General features: G+C 74.3%; 23 protein-coding genes. 12 read left to right on the top strand and 11 right to left on the bottom strand.

The genetic code is table 11. The features are described from left to right. Positions 1-6: 6 nt before the first annotated feature. Both IE245_RS08215 and IE245_RS08210 read right to left on the bottom strand, forming a co-directional pair. Positions 7-1,158, bottom strand: a complete 1,152-nt coding sequence (locus tag IE245_RS08215) for an acyl-CoA dehydrogenase family protein (RefSeq protein ID WP_189946082.1) — start codon at positions 1,156-1,158, stop codon at positions 7-9. After that, a complete protein-coding gene (locus tag IE245_RS08210) occupies positions 1,155-2,321 on the bottom strand; it encodes a CaiB/BaiF CoA transferase family protein (RefSeq protein WP_189946081.1) in 1,167 nt (388 codons plus the stop codon). The genes IE245_RS08215 and IE245_RS08210 overlap by 4 nt, the downstream gene beginning before the upstream one ends. 166 nt (positions 2,322-2,487) lie before the next feature. On the opposite strand from IE245_RS08210, the gene IE245_RS08205 reads away from it, so the two are divergent. Next, positions 2,488-3,717 (top strand): saccharopine dehydrogenase family protein, encoded by a 1,230-nt coding sequence (locus IE245_RS08205; protein ID WP_189946080.1) that lies wholly within the window; start codon positions 2,488-2,490, stop codon positions 3,715-3,717. A 90-nt stretch (positions 3,718-3,807) separates the two neighbouring features. Here IE245_RS08205 and IE245_RS08200 read toward each other — a convergent pair whose 3' ends face one another. The 4 genes from IE245_RS08200 to IE245_RS08185 all read right to left on the bottom strand — a co-directional run bounded on the left by IE245_RS08200 (position 3,808) and on the right by IE245_RS08185 (position 5,606). Next, a complete protein-coding gene (locus IE245_RS08200; RefSeq protein ID WP_189946079.1) occupies positions 3,808-4,239 on the bottom strand; it encodes a RidA family protein in 432 nt (143 codons plus the stop codon). A 98-nt stretch (positions 4,240-4,337) separates the two neighbouring features. Beyond that, complete coding sequence (locus IE245_RS08195) at positions 4,338-4,718, bottom strand: VOC family protein (protein WP_189946078.1); 381 nt, start codon at positions 4,716-4,718, stop codon at positions 4,338-4,340. Beyond that, complete coding sequence (mmpA, locus tag IE245_RS08190) at positions 4,715-4,855, bottom strand: morphogenic membrane protein MmpA (RefSeq protein ID WP_189946077.1); 141 nt, start codon at positions 4,853-4,855, stop codon at positions 4,715-4,717. Before mmpA ends, IE245_RS08195 begins: the two co-directional genes overlap by 4 nt. A gap of 55 nt (positions 4,856-4,910) precedes the next feature. Further along, positions 4,911-5,606, bottom strand: coding sequence for an endonuclease V (locus IE245_RS08185; RefSeq protein ID WP_189946076.1), 696 nt, complete (start codon positions 5,604-5,606; stop codon positions 4,911-4,913). Between the two features lie 42 nt (positions 5,607-5,648). Between IE245_RS08185 and IE245_RS08180 the strand changes: the two genes are divergently transcribed. Together IE245_RS08180 and IE245_RS08175 are read left to right on the top strand one after the other, a co-directional pair. After that, positions 5,649-6,209 carry an SMI1/KNR4 family protein gene (locus IE245_RS08180; protein ID WP_229851137.1) on the top strand — a complete coding sequence of 187 codons (561 nt, stop codon included), beginning with the start codon at positions 5,649-5,651 and terminating at the stop codon, positions 6,207-6,209. Between the two features lie 36 nt (positions 6,210-6,245). After that, positions 6,246-6,545: a YciI family protein gene (locus IE245_RS08175; RefSeq protein WP_189946075.1), complete on the top strand. Its 300-nt coding sequence runs from the start codon at positions 6,246-6,248 to the stop codon at positions 6,543-6,545. 10 nt (positions 6,546-6,555) lie between these two features. On the opposite strand, the gene IE245_RS08170 is transcribed toward IE245_RS08175, so the two are convergent. Then, on the bottom strand, positions 6,556-7,632 hold the full coding sequence (locus IE245_RS08170) for a WD40/YVTN/BNR-like repeat-containing protein (protein ID WP_189946151.1): 1,077 nt from the start codon (positions 7,630-7,632) through the stop codon (positions 6,556-6,558). 478 nt (positions 7,633-8,110) lie between these two features. Between IE245_RS08170 and ssgD the strand changes: the two genes are divergently transcribed. After that, complete coding sequence (gene ssgD / locus IE245_RS08165) at positions 8,111-8,527, top strand: spore wall synthesis regulator SsgD (protein ID WP_189946074.1); 417 nt, start codon at positions 8,111-8,113, stop codon at positions 8,525-8,527. Positions 8,528-8,784: 257 nt separating this feature from the next. Further along, positions 8,785-10,431, top strand: a complete 1,647-nt coding sequence (locus tag IE245_RS08160) for an ABC-F family ATP-binding cassette domain-containing protein (RefSeq protein ID WP_189946073.1) — start codon at positions 8,785-8,787, stop codon at positions 10,429-10,431. Between the two features lie 70 nt (positions 10,432-10,501). On the opposite strand, the gene IE245_RS08155 is transcribed toward IE245_RS08160, so the two are convergent. After that, positions 10,502-10,984 (bottom strand): ATP-binding protein, encoded by a 483-nt coding sequence (locus tag IE245_RS08155; RefSeq protein ID WP_229851136.1) that lies wholly within the window; start codon positions 10,982-10,984, stop codon positions 10,502-10,504. Between the two features lie 194 nt (positions 10,985-11,178). On the opposite strand from IE245_RS08155, the gene IE245_RS08150 reads away from it, so the two are divergent. The 3 genes from IE245_RS08150 (at position 11,179) to IE245_RS08140 (ending at position 13,442) form a co-directional block, all read left to right on the top strand. Further along, on the top strand, positions 11,179-12,024 hold the full coding sequence (locus IE245_RS08150; protein ID WP_189946072.1) for a helix-turn-helix domain-containing protein: 846 nt from the start codon (positions 11,179-11,181) through the stop codon (positions 12,022-12,024). Between the two features lie 13 nt (positions 12,025-12,037). After that, the gene (locus IE245_RS08145; RefSeq protein ID WP_189946071.1) at positions 12,038-12,262 is read left to right on the top strand and encodes a hypothetical protein; all 225 of its coding nucleotides are present in this window, start codon (positions 12,038-12,040) and stop codon (positions 12,260-12,262) included. A gap of 205 nt (positions 12,263-12,467) precedes the next feature. Beyond that, positions 12,468-13,442, top strand: a complete 975-nt coding sequence (locus IE245_RS08140) for an acyl-ACP desaturase (RefSeq protein ID WP_189946070.1) — start codon at positions 12,468-12,470, stop codon at positions 13,440-13,442. Positions 13,443-13,489: 47 nt separating this feature from the next. Here the strand turns inward: IE245_RS08140 and IE245_RS08135 are convergent, their stop codons facing one another. Continuing rightward, positions 13,490-13,762 (bottom strand): WhiB family transcriptional regulator, encoded by a 273-nt coding sequence (locus IE245_RS08135; protein ID WP_189946069.1) that lies wholly within the window; start codon positions 13,760-13,762, stop codon positions 13,490-13,492. Positions 13,763-13,807: 45 nt separating this feature from the next. Beyond that, on the bottom strand, positions 13,808-14,860 hold the full coding sequence (ligD, locus tag IE245_RS08130) for a non-homologous end-joining DNA ligase (protein WP_189946068.1): 1,053 nt from the start codon (positions 14,858-14,860) through the stop codon (positions 13,808-13,810). A gap of 53 nt (positions 14,861-14,913) precedes the next feature. Between ligD and IE245_RS08125 the strand changes: the two genes are divergently transcribed. From IE245_RS08125 to IE245_RS08115, 3 genes are all read left to right on the top strand, one after another. Continuing rightward, complete coding sequence (locus IE245_RS08125; RefSeq protein ID WP_189946067.1) at positions 14,914-15,972, top strand: ATP-dependent DNA ligase; 1,059 nt, start codon at positions 14,914-14,916, stop codon at positions 15,970-15,972. 428 nt (positions 15,973-16,400) lie between these two features. Continuing rightward, positions 16,401-16,649: a hypothetical protein gene (locus tag IE245_RS08120; RefSeq protein WP_346768364.1), complete on the top strand. Its 249-nt coding sequence runs from the start codon at positions 16,401-16,403 to the stop codon at positions 16,647-16,649. 75 nt (positions 16,650-16,724) lie between these two features. Next, positions 16,725-18,827 carry an MDR family MFS transporter gene (locus tag IE245_RS08115; protein ID WP_189946066.1) on the top strand — a complete coding sequence of 701 codons (2,103 nt, stop codon included), beginning with the start codon at positions 16,725-16,727 and terminating at the stop codon, positions 18,825-18,827. Between the two features lie 82 nt (positions 18,828-18,909). On the opposite strand, the gene IE245_RS08110 is transcribed toward IE245_RS08115, so the two are convergent. Further along, on the bottom strand, positions 18,910-19,356 hold the full coding sequence (locus IE245_RS08110; RefSeq protein ID WP_189946065.1) for a YchJ family protein: 447 nt from the start codon (positions 19,354-19,356) through the stop codon (positions 18,910-18,912). A gap of 61 nt (positions 19,357-19,417) precedes the next feature. On the opposite strand from IE245_RS08110, the gene IE245_RS08105 reads away from it, so the two are divergent. After that, positions 19,418-20,761, top strand: coding sequence for a 6-phospho-beta-glucosidase (locus tag IE245_RS08105; protein WP_189946064.1), 1,344 nt, complete (start codon positions 19,418-19,420; stop codon positions 20,759-20,761). Positions 20,762-20,787 lie beyond the last annotated feature (26 nt).

The raw sequence follows: 20,787 nt of genomic DNA, 5'->3' as shown, positions 1-20,787 counted from the left end.
CGGGGGTCAGCCGAGGAGGGAGCGGCCGATGATCTCCTTCATGATCTCCGTCGTGCCGCCGTAGATGGTCTGGATGCGGCCGTCGGTGAAGGCGCGGGCCACCGGGAATTCGCTCATGTAGCCGTATCCGCCGTGCAGTTGCAGGCAGCGGTCGGCGACCCTCTTCTGGAGTTCGGTCGCCCACCACTTGGCCATGGAGGCGTTGACGGGGTCGAGGCCGAGGCCGGTCGGATCGGCGTGCTCGGCGATGCACCGGTCGACGAACGTGCGGGTGACGGCGCACTCGGTGGCCATCTCCGCGATCTCGAAGCGCACGTGCTGGAGCTTGGCCAGCGGCCGGCCGAAGGCCTCGCGCTCCTTGACGTACCGGGTGGTGAGCTCCAGGAGGTGCTCGGCGCCCGCGATGCCCGCGACGGCGATGGCCAGGCGCTCCTGGGCGAGGTTGGTCATGAGGTGGACGAAGGCGCCGTCGAGCTCGCCGAGGAGGTTCTCCTTGGGGACGCGCACGTCCTCGAAGAAGAGTTCGGCGGTGTCCTGGGACTTCTGGCCGATCTTGTCGAGGTTCCGGCCGCGCTCGAAGCCCTCCATGCCGCGTTCGACGACGAGGAGGGAGAGGCCGTGCGCGCCGCCCTCGGGGGTGGTCTTCGCGACGACGATCACCAGGTCGGCGAGGATGCCGTTGGAGATGAAGGTCTTGGAACCGTTGAGGATCCAGTGGTCGCCGTGGTCCACGGCGGTGGTGCGGATGCCCTGGAGGTCGGAGCCGGCGCCGGGCTCGGTCATCGCGATGGCGGTGACGATCTCGCCGGAGCAGAAGCCGGGCAGCCAGCGCCGCTTCTGCTCGTCGGTGGCGAGCTTGGTGAGGTAGGGGCCGATGATGTCGTTGTGGAGGCCGATGGCGAGGCCGGGGGCGGCCGCCCTGGTGAACTCCTCGGCGAGGACGGAGGCGTACCGGAAGTCGGGGTTCCCGCCGCCGCCGTACTCCTCCTCGACGGCCAGGCCGAGGAGGCCCTGGCGGCCGGCGGCGAGCCAGGCCTCGCGGGAGACGATGCCGTCCTTCTCCCACTGCTCGTAGTGGGGCAGCACCTCCTTCTCCAGGAAGGTGCGGACGACCGCCCGGAAGGCTTCGTGGTCCTCGGTGTAGAGCGTGCGCTTCATGCGGTCTTCGACTCCTGGGTGTGCGGGGCGTCCTGGGGGCGCAGGGCGGGGACGGCCCAGTCGCGGGCGACCTCGGCGGTGTCGGCGCCGGGCAGGGCGGGGCCGGTACGGAGGGTGCCGGGGGTGGCGGAGAAGCGGGGCGCGGGCGCGGGCTGGACGAGTCCGCCGTGCTCGGCGAAGGTGGCGCGGGCCGCGAGGTGCGGGTGGCCGGGGGCCTCGCGGAGCGAGAGGACGGGGGCGACGCAGGCGTCGGTGCCCTCGAAGACCTCGGTCCACTCGGCACGGGTACGGCTCCGGAAGCGGGCGGCGACCGCCTCCCGCAGCTCGGGCCAGCGGGCGAGGTCGTGCCGGCGGGCCCGGGCCTCCGGCAGGTCGAGCAGGCGGGCGAACTCGTCGTAGAAGCGTTCCTCCAGGGCGCCGACCGCCATGTGGCCGCCGTCGGAGGTCGCGTACACCCCGTAGAAGGGGCAGCCGCCGTCGAGGAGGTTCACCCCGCGCCGGTCCTGCCAGCCGCCGGCCAGGAGCATGGCATGGATCATGGTGGTGAGGTGGGCGGTGCCGTCCACGATGGCGGCGTCGACGACCTGGCCCTCGCCGTGCGTCCGCGCGTGCTGGAGGGCGGCGAGGACGCCGACGACGAGGTAGAGCGAGCCGCCCGCGTAGTCGCCGAGCAGGTTGGCCGGGATGCTCGGCGGGCCGTCCGGGTCGGGGCCGACGAGGCCGAGGGCGCCGGTGACGGCGATGTAGCCGATGTCGTGTCCGGCGGCGGGGGCGAGCGGACCGTCCTGGCCCCAGCCGGTCATCCGGCCGTAGACGAGCCGGGGGTTGCGGGCGAGGCACTCCTCGGGGCCGACGCCGAGGCGTTCGGCGACGCCGGGCCGGTACCCCTCGATCAGGACGTCGGCGCGCTCGACGAGGTCGAGGACGGTCGCCGGGCCGTCCGGGGCCTTGAGGTCGACGAGGACCGAGCGCTTGTTGCGGTTGGTGAGGTCCTTGGCGGGGTCGACGCCGAGGCCGGCGCCGCCGGGCCGGTCGACGCGGACGACGTCGGCGCCGAGGTCGGCGAGGAGCATGGCGGCGAAGGGGCCGGGGCCGATGCCGGCGAGCTCCACGACCCGGACACCGGCGAGCGGGCCGGTGCCCTCGGTCTGCCTGGTCTTCATCGAGCCCCCAGAGTGTGTGACACCAATGATGTAACACCGGAGATGCTAGGAACGTGTTCCACTCGGCACAAGCCCCCCGGCCGAGCAAGCGCTTGGAAATTCGACGGGGCGGTCGGGTCCGCTATCCTCCGCCGACGACATCGCCGAGGGACGGGAGTGGGGCTCGATGGACACAGGGGTGGGCGCGGGGGCGGGCGCGGCGCGGGAGTCCGGACGGGAGGCGGCGGACCGGCCGTACGACGTGGTCCTCTACGGGGCGACCGGGTTCGTGGGCGAGCTCACCGCGGAGTACCTGGCCGAGCACGCCCCCGCCGGCTGCCGCTGGGCCCTCGCCGGCCGCTCGCCCGCGAAGCTGGCGGCGTTGCGGGACCGGCTCGCCGCGGGACGGCCGCACCTCGCCGGCCTGCCGCTGCTGACCGCCGACTCCGGCGACCCCGCCTCGCTGCGGACGCTGGCCCGGTCGGCCCGGGTGGTCGCCTCCACCGTCGGCCCGTACGTCTGGTACGGCGAGGGCCTGGTCGCGGCCTGCGCCGAGGCCGGCACCGACTACCTGGACCTGACCGGCGAGCCCGAGTTCGTCGACCGCGTGTACGTCCGCCACGACGCGCGCGCCCGGGAGACCGGCGCCCGGATCGTGCACGCCTGCGGCTTCGACTCCGTCCCGCACGACCTCGGCGTGCTCTTCACCGTGGAGCGGCTGCCCGAGGGCGTGCCGCTGCGGATCGACGGCTTCGTCCGGGCCGGCGCCGTCTTCTCCGGCGGCACCTTCGCCTCCGCCCTGACCGCCTTCGGGCGCGGTCCGCAGACGCTGCGGGCCGCCCGCGAACGCCGCCTGCACGCGCCCCGGTTGGTGGGGCGGCGGGCCCACGCGCCGCTGGGCGGACCCCGGTTCAGCACCGAGACCGGCACCTGGGCGCTGCCGCTGCCCACCCTGGACCCGCGGGTCGTGGCCCGCTCGGCCGCCGCGCTCGAACGGTACGGCCCCGACTTCCGCTACCGCCACTACGCCTCGGTGAAGACGCTGCCGATGGCCCTCGGCGGCACGGCGGCGCTCGCCGCGACCCTCGTCACGGCCCAAGTGCCCCCGGTGCGGCAGTGGCTGATGAGCCGTTACGCGGCGGGCTCCGGCCCCTCGGCCGAGCGGCGCGCCCGCAGCTGGTTCACGGTCCGCTTCGTCGGCGAGGGCGGCGGACGGCGGGTCTTCACGGAGGTGTCGGGCGGCGATCCCGGCTACGACGAGACGGCGAAGATGCTCGCCGAGTCCGCCCTCTGCCTCGCCCTGGACCCGCTGCCCGAGACGGCGGGCCAGGTCACGACGGCGGTGGCGATGGGCGACGCCCTGATCTCCCGGCTGCGGGCGGCGGGGCTGCGCTTCCGGGTGGCGCACTCGGAGTGACACCGGTGCCGCGCGCCCGGACGCGGCCGCCTGGGGGCGCGTCCGGGGGCGCGTCCGGGGGCGCGTCCGGGGGCGCGTCCGGGGCGCGCCTCACCAGCCGATCATGTCGGGGGCGCCGGTCTCGGCGACCACCGCGTCGATCTCGATCTCGACCAGCCACGCCGGGTCGATGAAGCGGGACACCTCCACGAAGGTGCAGGCGGGACGGACGTCGGCGAAGCGTTCGCCGTGGGCCCGGGCCGCCTCGCGCCAGGTGGCGGCGTCGGTGAGCATGACGCGGGTGCGGACGACGTCGGCGAGCACGGCGCCCGCCTCGCGCAGGGCGGCCTCGGCGATGTCGAGGCAGCGGACGGTCTGGGCGTAGACGTCACCGGGCGCGGTGGTGGTGCCGTCGGGCGCGATCGGGGCCGTACCGGAGACGGAGACGTACGGGCCGAGCCGTACCGCGCGGGAGAAGCCGATCTCCGGTTCGAGCGGGGAGCCGGAGGAGACGAGTCGTCGTGAGGTGGCGTGCAGGTCCATCCGGGCATACTGCCCACCCCGCGCCCGCTCGAAGCGCCGTCGGGAAGCGGCCTTCGGGGCCCGCCCACGAGCCGTCGGACAGAGGCCGACGAGCCGCCTCAGCACCCCATGAGCCGGAAGGGGTGCCCGGCCGGATCGGCGTAGACCCGCCACAGCGGCGCCCCTACGGCCTCGCCCGCGTCACCGAGGGGGACGGCTCCGAGGGCGAGCACCCGCTCGTGGGCCGCGGCCAGGTCCGGGACCCGGATGTCGAGCAGGAACTGCTGCTCGGGGGCGCCCCAGACGGGCGGCTGGTGGTCGGCGACGTCCTGGAAGGCGAGGACCGGTCCGTGCGCGTCGCGCAGCACGGCGGAGCCGGCGCCGACGGCGAGCGCCGGGTCGGGTGACTCGACCTCGCCGCCGAGCACCTCCCGGTAGAACCCGGCGAGCGCGAAGGCGTCGGGGCAGTCGAGCACGACGCAGCGCAGCCGCCCGTTCATCCGAGGGTCCAGTCGGCGAGCACGTACAGGATGGCGCAGGTCCAGGCGAGGGCGGAGAGCGCCGCGACGGTGAGGGCGGCGGGCAGCGCGCGGCCGCCGGAGCGACGGCCGGGGCCCGTGGTGACGGGGGTTGTCATGGGGCCACTGTGCCGTGGGGGTCTGACAGCGGACATCCGTACGGGTACTCAGCCGCTACTCAGCCGCCCGCGCCTCCTGGAGCGCGCGCCGGCAGAGCGCGTCGGCGTGGCGGGTGGTCTCGGGAATCCGGTAGCGGGGGGAGAGCGCGAGGGCGTGCGCGCAGGCGTTGTCGAGGGAGATCCGGTGGCCGACGGAGACGAAGACGGGCTTGATCCCGTGCTGGGTGCGCAACGCCCTTCCGACTTCCTCCCCTTCGGCGAGCAGCGGGGCGAAGTCGCCCCGTTCGGATCCCGGTCGCTCGTACGAGAAGGTGAAGGGGTTCTTGGCGACGCCGATCGAGGCCCGTCCGGTGAGCACCCCGAGGTGGGCGGCGAGGCCGAAGCGTCGCGGGTGGGCGAGTCCGTACCCGTCGCAGACGAGGAGTCCCGGGTCGGCGGTGAGCGCGTCCAGGGCGGCGAGCACGGCGGGGATCTCCCGGAAGGCCAACAGCCCCGGCACGTAGGGGAAGGAGACCCGGCCGACGGCGGTGGCCTCCTCGACCACCTCCAGCGTTCCGGCGTCCAGGACCACGGCGGCCGCGGCGACCAGGTCCCGCTCGTCGTCGTAGGCCACGTCGAGTCCGGTGACGTGCCCCTCCCCCACGGCCGGCCCTTCCTCGTCGAGCACGAGCCGTCCGCGCAGCGCGCGCTGGACGTCCAGCGCCGCCGCCTCGTCGGCGGGCCATCCCGCCGGAACCCCGATGATCCCCATGCGGGCCACCCTACGGCGGCGGCCTCGAGTACCGTGCCCGCCGTGACCTCGATCGACGCGCTCGTACGCCTCTGCCCGCCGCCCGCCGGGGCGCCGCCCGCCGTGGACTGGGCGGGGACCGAACGCGCCCTCGGGCTGCCGCTCCCCGAGGACTACAAGCGGCTGGTCGAGACGTACGGCTCCGGCGTCTTCGACGGGACGGTGTGGCTGCTCACCCCGGACGCGGGCCGCCCCGACCACGACCTGGTGGCGCAGACCGCCGAACGGGACGAGATCCTGGAGTCGTTGCGGGAGTGGGAGGCCGACGAGCGGCCCGCGGAGCTGGCGGAGCCGGGGGCGCGGGTGGTCCCGTGGGCGTTCGAGGAGGGCTCGGGGGCCTTCCTGTACTGGCTGGTGCGGCCCGGCAGCCGCCCCGACACCTGGCCGGTGCTCTACAACGAGGGGCGCGGCCCCCTCTGGGAGCGGCACGGCCCGGGCTGCGCGGCCTTCCTGCACGCGGTGCTCACCGGCACGGCGGACACCGCGTACTTCGGCCACCTGTACGAGGTGCTGAAGCCGTCCGCGCACCGCTTCGAGAAGGCCCGGGCGGCCCTCGGGGAGTGAACGGCCGGGCCGGGCGCCGCCGGTAGCCTTGCCCGCATGTTCGTACTGGAATTGACCTACACCGCGCCCGTCGAGCGGGCGGACGCCCTCATGGACGCGCACATCACCTGGCTGGACGAGCAGTACGCCGCCGGGGTGTTCCTCGCGTCCGGGCGGAAGAACCCGCGCGACGGCGGGGTGATCCTGGCGGCCGGGGTCGACCGGGCCGCGATCGAGCGGATCGCGGCGGCCGACCCCTTCAGCTCCGAGGGCGTGTGCGCCTACCGGATCACCGAGTTCTACGCGTCGAAGACGGTCGAGGGCCTGGCCGGCTACCGCGAGCAGCCGCCGGCCTGACCCCCGTCCCTCAGCCGCGGGCGAGCCGGGCGACGCGACCCTTCTCGCCGGAGGCCCAGCAGCCGCCGTCCGGGGCGCAGTCCACGGTGTCGTACGAGCCGGTGTCGACGGTCCGCCAGGTCCGGCCGCCGTCGCGGGTGAGGTCGGTGCCGGTGGGGCCGACGGCCAGGGCCGCCGTGCGGGAGTGCGGCAGCCACGCGACGCCGGAGCGGTACGCGGGCGGCGGCGTGCCGGCCGGGGTCCAGGTGCGTCCGCCGTCGGCGGTGACGGCGGCGGCCCGCGGCGAAGGCTGCCCCGGCCGGTAGTCGCCGCCGACGGCGAGGCCGTGGTCGCGGTCGCGGAAGGCGAGCGCGAAGACGCCCCGGGCCGGGCCTCCGGCCGGGACCGGGCCGTCGGTGACGGTCCAGGTGCGGCCCCGGTCCGCGGAGTGGAAGATCCGGGCGGTGGCGGCGCCGCCGGTCGCGAACCAGACGTCCTTCCCGCCGCCGGGGGCCGTGACGAGGCACTGCCCGCTCGCGGCGAAGCCCGCCTCGCCGGGGAGGGCGGCGGGCATCCCGGCGTCCGGCAGGACCTCCCAGCTGCGGCCGCCGTCGCGGGTGGCGAGGATGCGGAACCTTCCGTCGACGGGGTCGCTCAGGGCGAGGCCGTGGCGGCGGTCGAGGAAGGTGACGCAGTCGTAGAAGGCGCGCGGGTCGGTGTTGCGGAAGGCCTCGGTCCAGGTGGCGCCGCCGTCCTCGGTGCGCAGCAGCCGGGACGCCTCGCCCTCGCCGATGGCGAGGACGACGGCCCGGCGGGCGTCGAAGGCCTCGACGTCACGGAGCTCCAGGCCTTCCCCGCCGGGCGGCGAGACGTCGCGCCAGCCGCGGCCGGCGTCGGTGGTGCGCAGGACGGTGCCCCGCGAGCCGGCGGCCCAGGCGGTGCGGCGGTCGACCGCGGCCAGGCCCCGGAAGCGGACGTCGGTGCCGGTCGGGGTGAGCTGCCAGCCGGCCTCGGAGGTGGCGGCCGCGGGGGCCGCGGGGGTCTCCCCGGCCCGCGCGGGGGCCGCGAGGGCGAGCGCCAGTGCCGCCCCCACCAGTCCCGCCGTCATCGTGCGTCGCGCCGTTCGCATCTTTCGCACAGGTGTCATGGCGCCGGAAGCTAGCGGCGGCGGCCCGGACCCGTCCAGAGGGCCTCACGGCCCGCGCCGGAGCGCGGGGCGCGGCGGGCGTTCCCGGGCCGGGCCGGGCGCATGGCCGGGGGGACAGCGGAGCCGGACGCCGGGGCCCCGGTCGCCGGCGGGCCGCGGCCGAAGGAGTACGACGGTGAGGGCGTCACCGTCACGTTCGAGCCGCGCCGCCGTCCGCACGCGGCCGACCGCGTCCGCGGCCCGCCGGAGGTCTTCGGCCTCTCCCGCCGCCCGTGGGCGCGGCCGCCGCTCCTCCGTCGCGTCCCCCCTGTCCTTCGGTGACGCACCTCACGTGGGTCACCGGTGCACGTTCCGGCGGTTCCGCTCGTCTTCATGGGTGTCAGGTGCCCCGGTGTCGGGGAGACGCACAGGATCACAACCCGCGCGAGAGGAGTCCGCCGTGTCCGCCGTGATCGAGCAGCCCGTCCAGGCCCGTCTGGTCGCTTCCGCTCCCCGGATGGAGACCGTCCCCGCCACCCTCCGCTACGACCGCGAGGACCCCTACGCGGTCAGCATGGCCTTCCCGCCGCCGGCGACCCTGGAGGGCGTCGAGGTGTCGTGGGCCTTCGCCCGGGACCTGCTGGCCCAGGGGGTCGACCGGCCCGCGGGCGACGGCGACGTACGGCTGCGTCCGTACGGCTACGACCGCACGGTGGTCGAGTTCCACGCCCCGGAGGGCGTGGCGATGGTCCACGTGCGCACCTCCGAGCTGCGCCGCTTCCTGGAGCGCTCGGAGCACCTGGTGCCGGCCGGGCGGGAGCACCAGTACCTGGACTGGGACCGGGACCTGGCCGAGCTCCTGGGCGGGCTGCCGTAGGCCCGCCGCGGTAATTCGGTTGCCCGCTCCTCCGGGCGGCTTCTACGGTCGACGGGTCGCATCGCCTCCCGATCGGAGAAGGAACGTTGTTCATCTGAGGTCCCGAGACACCGTGCCGCGCGTGGCCCCCGTGCCCTGCGCGCCGTTCTCGACCTCGGTGGACGAGCCGTTCCCCACGCTGCCCGCGCCCCGGTGTCTCACGCGTCGCACCACGCCCACGCCCACACCCGTGCTCGCGGCACGCACCGGAGGCCCTCATGTCACATCGACCCGTCTTTCTCTCCGCCACCTCGCTCTCCTTCTCCTGGCCCGACGGCACCGAGGTCTTCGACGACCTCAGGATGACGGTCGGCCCCGGCCGCACCGGACTGGTCGGCACCAACGGTTCGGGGAAGTCCACCCTGCTCGAACTGCTCGCCGGGCGGCTCGCCCCCACCGGTGGTTCCGTCACGGCGTCCGGCGAGATCGGCCACCTGCCGCAGAACCTGGTCCTGGACACCGGTCGGCGGGTGGACGCGATCCTCGGGATCGACCGGAAACGGGCGGCGCTGCACGCCGTCGAGGCCGGGGATCCCGCCGAGGAGCACTTCGCCGTGATCGGCGACGACTGGGACGTGGAGGAGCGGGCCCGCGCCACCCTCGACCAGCTCGGGCTCGGCGCGATCGGTCTGGACCGCACGGTCGGCGAGGTGTCCGGCGGCGAGTCCGTGCTGCTGCGGCTCGCCGCGCTGCTGCTGGCCCGGCCGGACGTGCTGCTGCTCGACGAGCCGACCAACAACCTGGACCTGTACGCCCGTTCGCGCCTGTACGAGGCGGTGGAGGGCTGGTCGGGGGTGATGGTGGTGGTGAGCCACGACCGGGAGCTCCTGGAGCGGGTCGACCGGATCGCCGACCTCCACGACGGCGGGGTGAGCTGGTACGGCGGCCCCTGGTCGGCGTACGAGGAGGCGCTCGCCGCCGAACAGGAGGCGGCGGAACGGATGGTGCGGGTCGCCGAGGCGGACGTGCAGCGGCAGCGGCGGGAACTGTCCGAGGCCCAGATGAAGCTGGCGCGCCGCCGGCGGTACGCGCAGAAGAGCTTCGAGAACAAGGCCGTGCCAAAGGTGGTGGCCCACACCCGGCGGGGCCAGGCCCAGGTGTCGGCGGGCAAGCACCGCAATCTGCACGCGGACCGGCTGGCGGAGGCGCGGGAGCGGCTCGACGTGGCGGTGGAGGCGGTGCGGGACGAGGACGAGATCCGCGTCGAGCTGCCGCGCACCCAGGTGCCGCCGGGGCGCGAGGTGTTGCGGCTGACGGAGCTGGAGCTGCGGTACGGCGCCCGGGTCGAGGGCGGTTTCGAACTGAGGGGGCCGGAGCGGGTGGCGCTCGTGGGCCGCAACGGGGCCGGGAAGACGACGTTGCTGCGGACGGTCGCGGGTGAGCTGGAGCCGGTGTCGGGGGAGGTGGAGCGGCTGGTGCCGCTCCGTTTCCTGCCGCAGCGGCTCGACGTCCTCGACGACGGGCTGAGCATCGTGGAGAACGTCGCCCGGTTCGCGCCCGCGGCGTCGGGGAACGCGATCAGGGCGCGGCTCGCGCGGTTCCTGTTCCGGGGCGCCCGGGCGGACCAGCGCGTGGGCACCCTGTCGGGCGGCGAGCGGTTCAGGGCCACGCTGGCGGCGCTGCTGCTCGCGGAGCCGGCTCCGCAGCTGCTGCTGCTCGACGAGCCGACGAACAATCTGGACCTGGCGTCGGTGCGGAAGCTGACGGCGGCCCTCCACGCGTACGAGGGGGCGCTGGTCGTGGCCAGTCACGACCTGACGTTCCTGGAGTCGCTGGGGATCACGCGCCGGGTGCTCCTCGACGGCCGCCTGCGGCCGACGTCGGCGGAGGAGCTTCGGGCGCTGTCGGCGTCGACGGTGCGGTGAGGTCGACGCTGCGCTGCTGTCAGCGGTGCGGTGGGGTCACCCGGGTGGTGACGTCACCGGTGCGGTGAGGTCAACGGTGCAGTAAGGCCCAGGACTTGGTCCCGCCCTCCGCGGTGAGGGCGGGTGCCAGTCCCCAGTCACCGCCCTGTTCGCCGACCGCCGCGGCCAGCAGCCACATGCTGCGGCTGCGGCGTTCGCGGCAGCGTTCCGCCTCGTCCGGCCGCGGGTGGGCCGGATGCTGGTCGTAGAGGACGATCCGCAGGGCGTCGTACTGCCAGCGGACGCGCAGCGCCATCTCCCGGTCGGGGGTGAACCGGTAGGCGGCGCCGACCAGTTCGGAGACGGCGAGACGGGCGGTGTCGCGGAGTTCGGCGAGGCCGTGGCGGGCGAGGAGGCCGTCGACGGCCTGGCGGGCGAGGCCCGCGCAGTAGGCGCCACCGGGGAGCAGCATCGAGTAGCTGAGGTTCTCCGTGGCGGGGGGTATGGGCCTGGCCGCCGCGGTGACGGCGGCGGCCGGAAGGCAACGCAGGGCGCCCTTCATCGGATCGCTCACATTTCCTGTACGTGGGGGTGCTCTGCACACGGTCGCGGTCGCCCCGTGTGAGACTTGCGCTACCGACCGTAGCGCAGATGCGGAGCACGGTGCTACTACTTGCGGGTAGTGGCGCCGTTTCCGGCCAGGGGGCGATGCGGCGACGCGGGAGCGGGGACGGCAGGGGGCCGCCCCGCAGGACGAGGGAGAACGACGTGCCACCCAGGACCAGCCCCACCGCGCGCCAGCAGCGACTCGGGGCCGAACTGCGCAAGCTGCGCGAGCAGTCGGGGATGTCGGCCCAGCAGGCCGCCGCCCTCCTGGGCGTCGACCGCACCCGCATCCCCAACGTCGAGTCCGGCCGCTTCGGCATCAGCCCCGAGCGGGTGCGGACCCTGGCCTTCAACTACGGCTGCCCCGACACGGGCCTGGTCGACCTGCTCGCCGCCATGGCACAGGAGCGCGACCGCGGCTGGTGGGAGGAGCACCGGGGCCTCCTGCCGCCCGCCCTGCTGGACATCGCCGAACTGGAGCACCACGCGGCCGAGTTGGCGACGGCCGTGACCACCCACGTCCCGGGCCTGCTGCAGACCGAGGAGCACGCCCGGGCGGTCTTCGACACCGCCGTGCCCCCGCTGCCGAAGCCCGACCTGGAGGCCCGGCTCGCCCTGCGGCTGCGCCGCCAGGAGGTCCTGGACCGGCCGGTGCCGTACGAGGCGGTGATACACGAGGCGGCGCTGCGCATGCAGTTCGGCGGCCCGAAGGTGGCCCGCGCACAGCTGGAGCACATCCTGGAGCAGTCCGAGCGGGCGACCGTCACCGTGCGGGTGATCCCCTTCGCCGCCGGGGGTTTCCCCGGGGCCGGACAGTCGTTCACCTATGTGTCCGCGCCGGTGCCGCAGCTCGACACCGTGCAGCTCGACTCCTCGCACGGCTCGCTCCTGCTCGATGCCGACATGAAGCTGCGCCGGTACCAGGGGCTGCTGGAACGGCTGCGCGGACTCGCCCTGTCCACCGCCGACTCCCGCGCGTTCATCCGCTCGACAGCCCAGGACCTGTGAAGGACCCCCACCCATGGACGTCACCAGCACCCCCTCCTCCCCCGCCGCCGCCCGGATCGCCTGGGGCGACGCCTTCTGCAGCGAGGGGGCCAACTGCTTCCGCTTCGGCCTCGACGACGCCGGCCGCGCCTACATCGGCTCGACCCTCGCCCCCGGCGAGTACGTCAGCGACTCGGTGGAGGCGCTGCGCGCACTGATCTCCGCCGTGAAGTCCGGCGCCGCCGATCATCTGCTCTGAGTAGCCGATCAGTTGTTCTCGGGTGACCACCACCGAGGTGACCTGCGTCTCTTTTCCCGGCCCGAGCTGCGTACATAACGGAACGTAACCGGACAACGTTCGATCGGGGCTTGGACGCCGCCTTACGGAGCCTTAACCTACGGTCTCGTAACCTACGAGTCCGTAGGTAGTTCTGTTTGCCCTTCTCCGTCCCCCAGGAGTCCCCGTGACGCTCACCTCTCCCTCCCTCGGCAGCTCGGCAGGGTGGACCGACGCCCGCTTGCTGTACGCGCTGGAAGAGGTCGTGGAGAAGGAGCTCGACCGGCACCTCAAGGTCGCCAAGGACTGGATGCCGCACGAGTACGTGCCGTGGTCGGACGGCCGGAACTTCCCCGGCTTCTTCGAGGACGGAGAGGCCTGGGACCCGTCCCAGTCGAAGGTCACCGACATAGGGAAGACCGCCCTCGTGGTCAACCTCCTGACCGAGGACAACCTCCCCAGCTACCACCACGAGATCGCCAGCCTCTTCGGCCGCGACGGCGCCTGGGGCACCTGGGTGCACCGCTGGACCGCGGAGGAGGGCCGGCACGGCATCGTCATGCGCGACTACCTGCTCGCCTCCCGCGCCGTGGACCCGGACAAGCTGGAGCAGTTCCGGATGGCGCACATGAGCGAGGGCTTCGAGTCGGACAACCGCCACTCGATGCTGCACTCGGTCGCGTACGTGTCCTTCCAGGAGCTCGCCACCCGCATCTCGCACCGCAACACCGGCCACCAGTCCGGCGACCCCGTCTGCGACCGGATGCTCGCCCGCATCGCGCTGGACGAGAACCTCCACATGATCTTCTACCGCAACCTCCTGAAGGCCGCGCTGGAGATCGCCCCCGACCTCGCCATGCAGGCGGTGCGGGACGTGGTGGTCGGCTTCCGGATGCCCGGTCACGGCATCCCGGGCTTCGAGCGGGCCGCCGCGCAGATGGCGATCGGCGAGATCTACAACATGCGCATCCACCACGACGACGTCCTGGAGCCGGTGCTCCGCCACCTGAAGGTGCTGGACATCGACGGCCTGGGCCCCGAGGGGCTGCGCGCCCAGGAGGAGCTGGGCCTCTACATGAACGGGCTCGACGCGGAGGCCGCGAAGTTCGACGAGAAGCTCGCCGCCCGCAAGGCCCGGATGGCCGCCCGCGCCGCGGGCTGAGCCCCACCGCAGCGCCGGGTGCGCCGCGGGCCGAGCCCGGGAGCGGTTCAGGAGCGCCGCGTGCGCCGCAGCCTGAGCCGCTCCTTCTCGGAGAGCCCGCCCCACACGCCGAAGCGCTCGTCGTGCGCGAGCGCGTACTCCAGGCAGGCCACGCGTCCCTCGCAGGCTCCGCAGAGCTGCTTGGCCTCTCGGGTCGAGGAGCCCGGGGCGGGGAAGAAGAACTCGGGCCCGGCCTGGGCACACAGCGCGTCCTCGCGCCAGGCGAGGTCGGCGGCGGGGCGGGGGGCCGGGAAGGTCAGGACTGCGGTCTCGGTCTGCATGGCTCCACCCTGACGGGGGCCGCTAAACACACCGTCAACGTCCGATCAATGCGGCGCGTCGGGCGCGTCGGAACCGTTCCCGTCCGGCTTCCTCGCCCGGCTCGGCCGGACCCGCTTCGGCTCCCCGGGCATCTTCGGGTGCTCCGGCGGATAGGGCAGGTCCCCCAGGCCGTGCTCGGCCTCGTCGCGCCGGGCCAGTTCGAGCAGCGGCTCCAGGTCGAAGCGCTCGTCGTCCATGTCGGCGTGGACGTCGCCCCGTTCGGCGTACCGGGCCGGCATGGTGCGGATGTCGAAGTCCTCCGGCACCGCGTCGTCGATCTCCTCCCAGCGCAGCGGGGCGGAGACGGGCGCGTGCGGCTTCGGGCGAACCGAGTAGGCGGAGGCGATCGTGCGGTCGCGGGCCGCCTGGTTGTAGTCGACGAAGATCCGCTCGCCGCGCTCCTCCTTCCACCACTCCACGGTCACCCGGTCCGGCATCCGCCGCTCCAGCTCCCGCCCGACGGCGATGGCGGCACGGCGCACCTGGACGAAGGTCCAGTCGGGGCGGATGGGGACGAAGACGTGCAGCCCGCGTCCGCCCGAGGTCTTGGGCCAGCCGCGCAGCCCGTGCTCGCCGAGGACGGCGCGCAGTTCGTGGGCGGCGCGGACGGCGTCCGCGTAGTCGGTGCCCGGCTGCGGGTCGAGGTCGAGGCGCAGCTCGTCGGGGCGGTCGGTGTCGCCGCGTCGCACCGGCCAGGGGTGGAAGGTGACGGCCCCGAGGTTGGCGGCCCACAGCACGGCGGCCGGTTCGGTGGGGCACAGCTCGTCGGCCGAGCGGCCGCCGGGGAAGGTGATGCGCGCGGTGGGGATCCAGTCGGGCAGGTGCTTCGGGGCCCGCTTCTGGAAGAAGGACTCCCCCGTCACCCCGTCCGGGTAGCGCTCCAGGGTGGTGGGCCGGTCCCGCAGGGCGCGCGTGATGCCCTCGCCGACCGCGAGGTAGTAGTTCACCAGGTCCAGCTTGGTGTAGCCGGGCTCCGGGAAGTAGACCTTGTCCGGGTGGGAGACGCGGACGGTGCGCCCGCCCGCCTCCACTTCCACCGCTGCCGTCCCGCCTGCCATGAGCGCCACCCTAGGGCTCGCCCATATATGGCGCATGCCGGACAATTCGATCCATGGATCTGCCGGTGATGCCGCCCGTGAAGCCGATGCTCGCCAAGGTCGTGAAGAAGATCCCGTCCGGGATGCAGTACGAGGCCAAGTGGGACGGCTTCCGGGCGATCGTCCACCGCGACGGCCCCGAGCTCGTCATCGGCAGCCGCACCGGCAAGCCCCTCACCCGCTACTTCCCCGAACTCGTCGAGGCCCTGCCGGAGCGGCTGCCCGAGCGGTGCGTGGTGGACGGCGAGATCGTCGTCGAACACGGCGGGCGGCTCGACTTCGACCGGCTCGCCGAGCGGATCCACCCGGCCGGCTCCCGGGTCCGGACGCTCGCCGCGACCACCCCGGCCCGCTTCGTCGCCTTCGACCTGCTCGCCCTCGGCGACGACGCCCTCCTCGACACCCCGCTCGCCGAACGCCGCGCGGCCCTGGAGCGGGTGCTCGCCGGCGCCACCGCCCCGCTCCACCTCGCCCCCGCCACCCGGGACCCGGAGCTCGCCGCGCGCTGGTTCGAGCGGTACGAGGGGGCCGGCCTCGACGGGGTCGTCGCCAAGCCGCTCGATCTGCCCTACCGGCCCGACGCCCGGCTGATGTACAAGATCAAGCACGAGCGGACCGCCGACGTCGTCGTGGCCGGCTACCGCTTCCACAAGAGCGGCCCCGTCGTCGGCTCGCTCCTCCTCGGCCTGTACGACAGCCGGGGCGCCCTCCAGCACGTCGGCGTCTGCGCCGCCTTCACCGCCAAGCGGCGGGCCGAGCTGGCCGAGGAGCTGGAGCCGCTGCGGATGGACCCGCCCGACGGCCACCCGTGGGCGGCCTGGGCCGAGGAGGCCGCGCACGAGGAGGCCAGACTGCCGGGCGCGCCGAGCCGCTGGTCCGGCAGGAAGGACCCGTCGTGGGTGGCCCTGCGGCCGGAGCGGGTCTGCGAGGTGGGCTACGACCACATGGAGGGCGACCGCTTCCGGCACACCGCGCAGTTCAAGCGCTGGCGCCCGGACCGCACCCCCGGGTCCTGCGGCTACGCGCAGCTCGACGAGCCGGTCTCGTACGACCTGTCGGACGTCCTGGGCTGACGCTCCGGGAGACGGGCCGGCGGGACGGACCGACGGGGCCGGCCGACGGAACGAACCGACTGAACGAGCCGACGATCTTCCCGCTCCTGGCGTCCATGCGCCACGTGATTTCCTTCACACCGTTAGTGCCGTCATGGGTCTTGCGCGTCCCGCCGACGGGCCCGGCGCCGTCCCTCCGCACGCGCGATACGCAGGGTCCCTGCGCCCTGCGCCTGCGGCGACGCGCCCCGTACCTGCGGGAACGCCGCGACGGAAGATCACCGGGGTCACCCGGTCCGGGGCGGGTGCGCCCGCGCACCCCGTGCGGGGCGGGCGCCCCCGGCGCACTCCGGCACCGGGGCCGTACCGGAACCGCTCCCGCCATCCGGTACGTATGGAGGTGAGAGCCCTTCCCGTCCGCCCCCACGAACCGCTAGGACTGATCCGTGATCGCCTCGCCCTCCCCCCTGGTCCCCGTCCCGATCCCCGACCGCGTGGCCGCCCTCATCGGCGCCTGTCTGCCCGCGCACGTCCTCCAGGCGGAGATCGAGGCGGACTGCGCGGCGCGCGAGGTCTACCGCTTCCGGGGCCCGCTCTGCGCCGAGGACCTGGCCGACCGCGAGCACGCCCTCGCCGCGCTCGCCCGGGCCAACAAGATCCTGGCCAAGCACCACCCCACGCTGCCGGTACGGCCCTGAGGACCCGCCCGGGGGTGTCGCCCGTCCGGGTGCGTCCCACGAGCAGCGGAGGCGGCACGGTGTGACGCTGCGAACGTGACCACGACCAGCGACGCAGCACCCGCCGCCCCGGCCGCGCCCGCACCGCCCGTGCTCGACGGCCGCCGCCGCAACATCGTCTTCGGCACGATCATGCTCGGCGTGCTCCTCGCGGCACTCGACCAGACCATCGTGGGCACCGCCCTGCCCACGATCGTCTCGGACCTCGGGGGCGCCGCCCACATGTCGTGGGTCGTCACCTCCTACCTCCTCGCGGAGACCGTGGCGACGGTCCTGGTCGGCAAGTTCGGCGACCTCTTCGGCCGCAAGCTGATCTTCCAGATCTCCGCGGTCGTCTTCATCACCGGCTCCTTCCTCTGCGGCCTCGCCACCAACATGACGCTGCTGATCGTCTGGCGCGGCCTCCAGGGCATCGGCGCCGGCGGTCTCATGGTCACCTCGATGGCGCTGATCGCCGATGTGATCCCGCTGCGCGAACGCGGCAAGTACCAGGGCGCGATCGGCGCCGTGTTCGGCGTCTCCACGGTCATCGGGCCGCTGCTCGGCGGCCTGTTCACCGACCACGCCAGCTGGCGCTGGGCCTTCTACGTCAACGTCCCGATCGCGATCCTCGTCGTCATCGCCGCCGCCCGGACCATTCCCTCCGTGCGCTCGGCGAGCCGGCCCGTCATCGACTACCTGGGCATCGCGCTGGTCGCGATCGGCTCCAGCGCCCTGATCCTGGCGACCAGCTGGGGCGGCAACGAGTACGCGTGGGGCTCCGGCGTCATCATCGGCCTCTTCGCCGGCGGCCTGATCGCCCTCGTCCTGTTCTGTCTGGTGGAGCTGCGGGCCGCCGAACCCATGCTGCCCATGCGGCTGTTCCGCAACCCGGTCTTCACCGTCTGCTCGGTGCTGAGCTTCGTCGTCGGCTTCGCGATGCTCGGCGCCATGACCTTCCTGCCGACCTACCTCCAGTACGTGGACGGGGATTCGGCGACCGTCTCCGGCATCCGGACCCTGCCGATGGTCGTCGGCCTGCTGATCGCCTCGATCTACAGCGGCAACGTGGTCAGCAAGACCGGGCACTACCGGATCTTCCCGATCATCGGCTGCGCGGTGATGGGCGTCGGGCTCTACCTGCTCTCGCTGATGGACCGGAACACCGGCACCTGGCTGGAGTCGCTGTACATGTTCGTGCTCGGCGTCGGCATCGGCCTGTGCATGCAGGTCCTGACGATCGCCGTGCAGAACACCGTCGACTACGCCGACCTCGGCACCGCCACCTCCGGCGTCACCTTCTTCCGCACCCTGGGCAGCTCCTTCGGCACCGCCGTCTTCGGCACGATCTACGCCAACGCCCTCAGGCCCCGCCTCACCGACGGGGTCGCCGAGGCGTCCGCGCTCGCCGGGCCGGCGGGGCTCGACCCGGCGTCGGTGCCGGGGGCCGCGCAGAGCCCGCAGGGGCTGCACGGACTGCCGGACGGGGTCGCCGCGCCGATCGTCCAGGCCTATGCCGACACCCTGCACACGGTCTTCCTGTGGACCGTGCCGGTGGCCGTCGTCGGCTTCGTCGTCGCCCTCTTCCTCCAGCAGGTCACGCTGCGCGACTCGGTCCGGGAGACCGCCCCCGACATGGGCGAGGGCTTCGCCTCACCCACGGTCGGCGGCGACTCGGCGAAGCTCCTGGAACTCTCCGTGGGACGGCTGCTGCGCCGGATGGACATGGACACCGCCCGCCGGATCGTCGCCGGCTCCGACACCCGGCTGGACACGGCCGGCGCCTGGGCGGTGATGCAGGTGGAGCTGCACACCCGGACCGTGGGGCACGCGAGCCTCGGCCTGATCGCGGCGAGCCGCCGCCTGCCGCCGGAGGTCCTCCTCCCCGCCTTCGACCGGATGGTCGACGAGGGCTTCCTCACCCGGGACGGCAACCTCCTCTCGCACACGCCGGCCGGCGCCCGCGAGGCCGAGGTCATCACCCGCGCCTGGGGCGACTGGCTCTCCGCCCGCCTGGAACAGGAGCGCGGCCGGCCCAGCGGGCCCGAGCTCCGCGCCGCCGTCGACGCCATCGCGAAGAAGGCCGTCGCGGAGGACCTCTCCACCGGCGTCCCCGCCGGCCGCGCGGACGGCCGGACGGCGGTCGCGGCCCGGTCGTGACCCGCCCGGGGACCGAAGGGACCGCCGCGCGAGGGACGTCGGCGGCGGGGTCCCCGTCCGCCGGCACCGGCCGTCCGGCCGGTCAGTGCTCCGGGAAGTCGCCGTCGACGTAGACCCAGGCGCCGTCGTGGCGGGTGAAGCGGCTGTGCTCGGTGAGGGCGCCGGACTCGCCGCCGTGCGCGTACCGGGCGGTGAAGGTGACGGTGCCGCGCTGGTGGAAGGCGGTGCCGTCGGTGGTGCCGAGGATCTCCAGGCCCGTCCACCGCGTGCCGGGGTCGAGGTCGAGGGTGCCGGGGCGGGTCTCCGGGGCCCAGGTGCGCAGCAGATAGGCCGCGTCGCCGACGACGAAGGCGCTGTAGCGGGAGCGCATCAGCAGTTCGGCGGTGGGGGCGGTGGCTCCCGTACCGGCGTGGAAGCGTCCGCAGCAGGCTCCGTACGCGGCGTCGAGGCCGCAGGGGCAGGGCGTGTCGGCGGTGACGGCCGGGGCGGGCGCGGGCGTGCGGCGGGGGCCGGTCTTGCGTCGGGACATGCGGTCATTCTCCCCCAGGAGCCGGGCGGTCCCGCGGGCCCGGCCGAGTAGCGTACGGCCCATGCGACTGACGATTCTCGGCGGCGGCGGTTTCCGGGTGCCGCTGGTGTACGGCGCGCTGCTCGGCGACCACGCCGAGGGGCGGATCACCCGCGTCACCCTGCACGATCCCGCCGGGGACCGGCTGAGGGCCATCGCGCGGGTGCTCGCCGAGCAGGCCGAGGGGGTGCCGGACGCGCCCGTCGTCACGGCCACCACCGACCTCGACGAGGCGCTGCGCGGGGCGGACTTCGTCTTCTCCGCGATCCGGGTCGGCGGTCTGGAGGGCCGGGCCGCCGACGAGCGGGTGGCGCTGGCCGAGGGGGTGCTCGGGCAGGAGACGGTGGGCGCGGGCGGGATCGCGTACGGCCTGCGGACGGTGCCGGTCGCGGTCGCCGTCGCCCGGCGGATCGCCGCGCTCGCCCCGGACGCCTGGGTCATCAACTTCACCAACCCGGCGGGAACGGTGACGGAGGCGATGTCCCGGGTCCTGGGCGACCGGGTCGTCGGCATCTGCGACTCCCCCGTGGGGCTCGGCCGCCGGGTGGCGCGGGTCCTCGGCGCGGACCCGGACCGGGTGGGGATCGACTACGCGGGCCTCAACCACCTGGGCTGGCTGCGCGGGCTGCGGGTCGACGGGCGGGACGAGCTGCCCCGGCTCCTCGCGGACGACGCGCTGCTCGGCTCCTTCGAGGAGGGGCGGCTCTTCGGCACCGAGTGGCTGCGCTCGCTCGGCGCGGTGCCCAACGAGTACCTGCACTACTACTACTTCAACCGGGAGGCGGTCGCGTCCTACCGGGACGCGGAGAAGACCCGGGGCGCGTACCTCCTGGACCAGCAGGCCGGGTTCTACGCGGAGGCCTGCCGGCCGGAGGTGCGGGCCCTGGACGCCTGGCACCGCACGCTGGCCGACCGGGAGGCCACGTACATGGCGCACAACCGGGAGGCGGCCGGGGCCGGCGACCGGGCGGCGGAGGACCTGGAGCCGGGCGGCTACGAGAGGGTGGCGCTGGCGCTGATGCGGGCGATCGCGCGCGGCGAGCGGGCCACCCTGATCCTGAACGTGCGCAACGGCACGGCGCTGCCCGGGCTCGACGCGGACGCGGTGGTCGAGGTGCCGTGCCTGGTGGACGCGAACGGCGCCCGTCCGGTGGCGGTGGACCCGCTCCCGTACCACGCCATGGGCCTGGTGACGGCGGTGAAGGCGGTGGAGCGGGAGGTGCTCGCGGCGGCGGAGAGCGGCTCGCGGGCGAGCGCCGTGAAGGCCTTCGCGCTGCACCCGCTGGTGGACTCGGTGGGCGTGGCCCGGCGCCTGCTCGACGGCTACACGGCGGCGCACCCGGGGCTCGCGTACCTGCGGGCGTGAACGCGCGAGGCCCGGGGGGGTCCTCC

The sequence above is a fragment of the Streptomyces roseolus genome, assembly GCF_014649855.1.
Taxonomy (GTDB): domain Bacteria; phylum Actinomycetota; class Actinomycetes; order Streptomycetales; family Streptomycetaceae; genus Streptomyces; species Streptomyces roseolus.
Note: the sequence above shows the minus strand (reverse complement) of the source record. Positions and strands in the feature narration are given on the sequence as shown.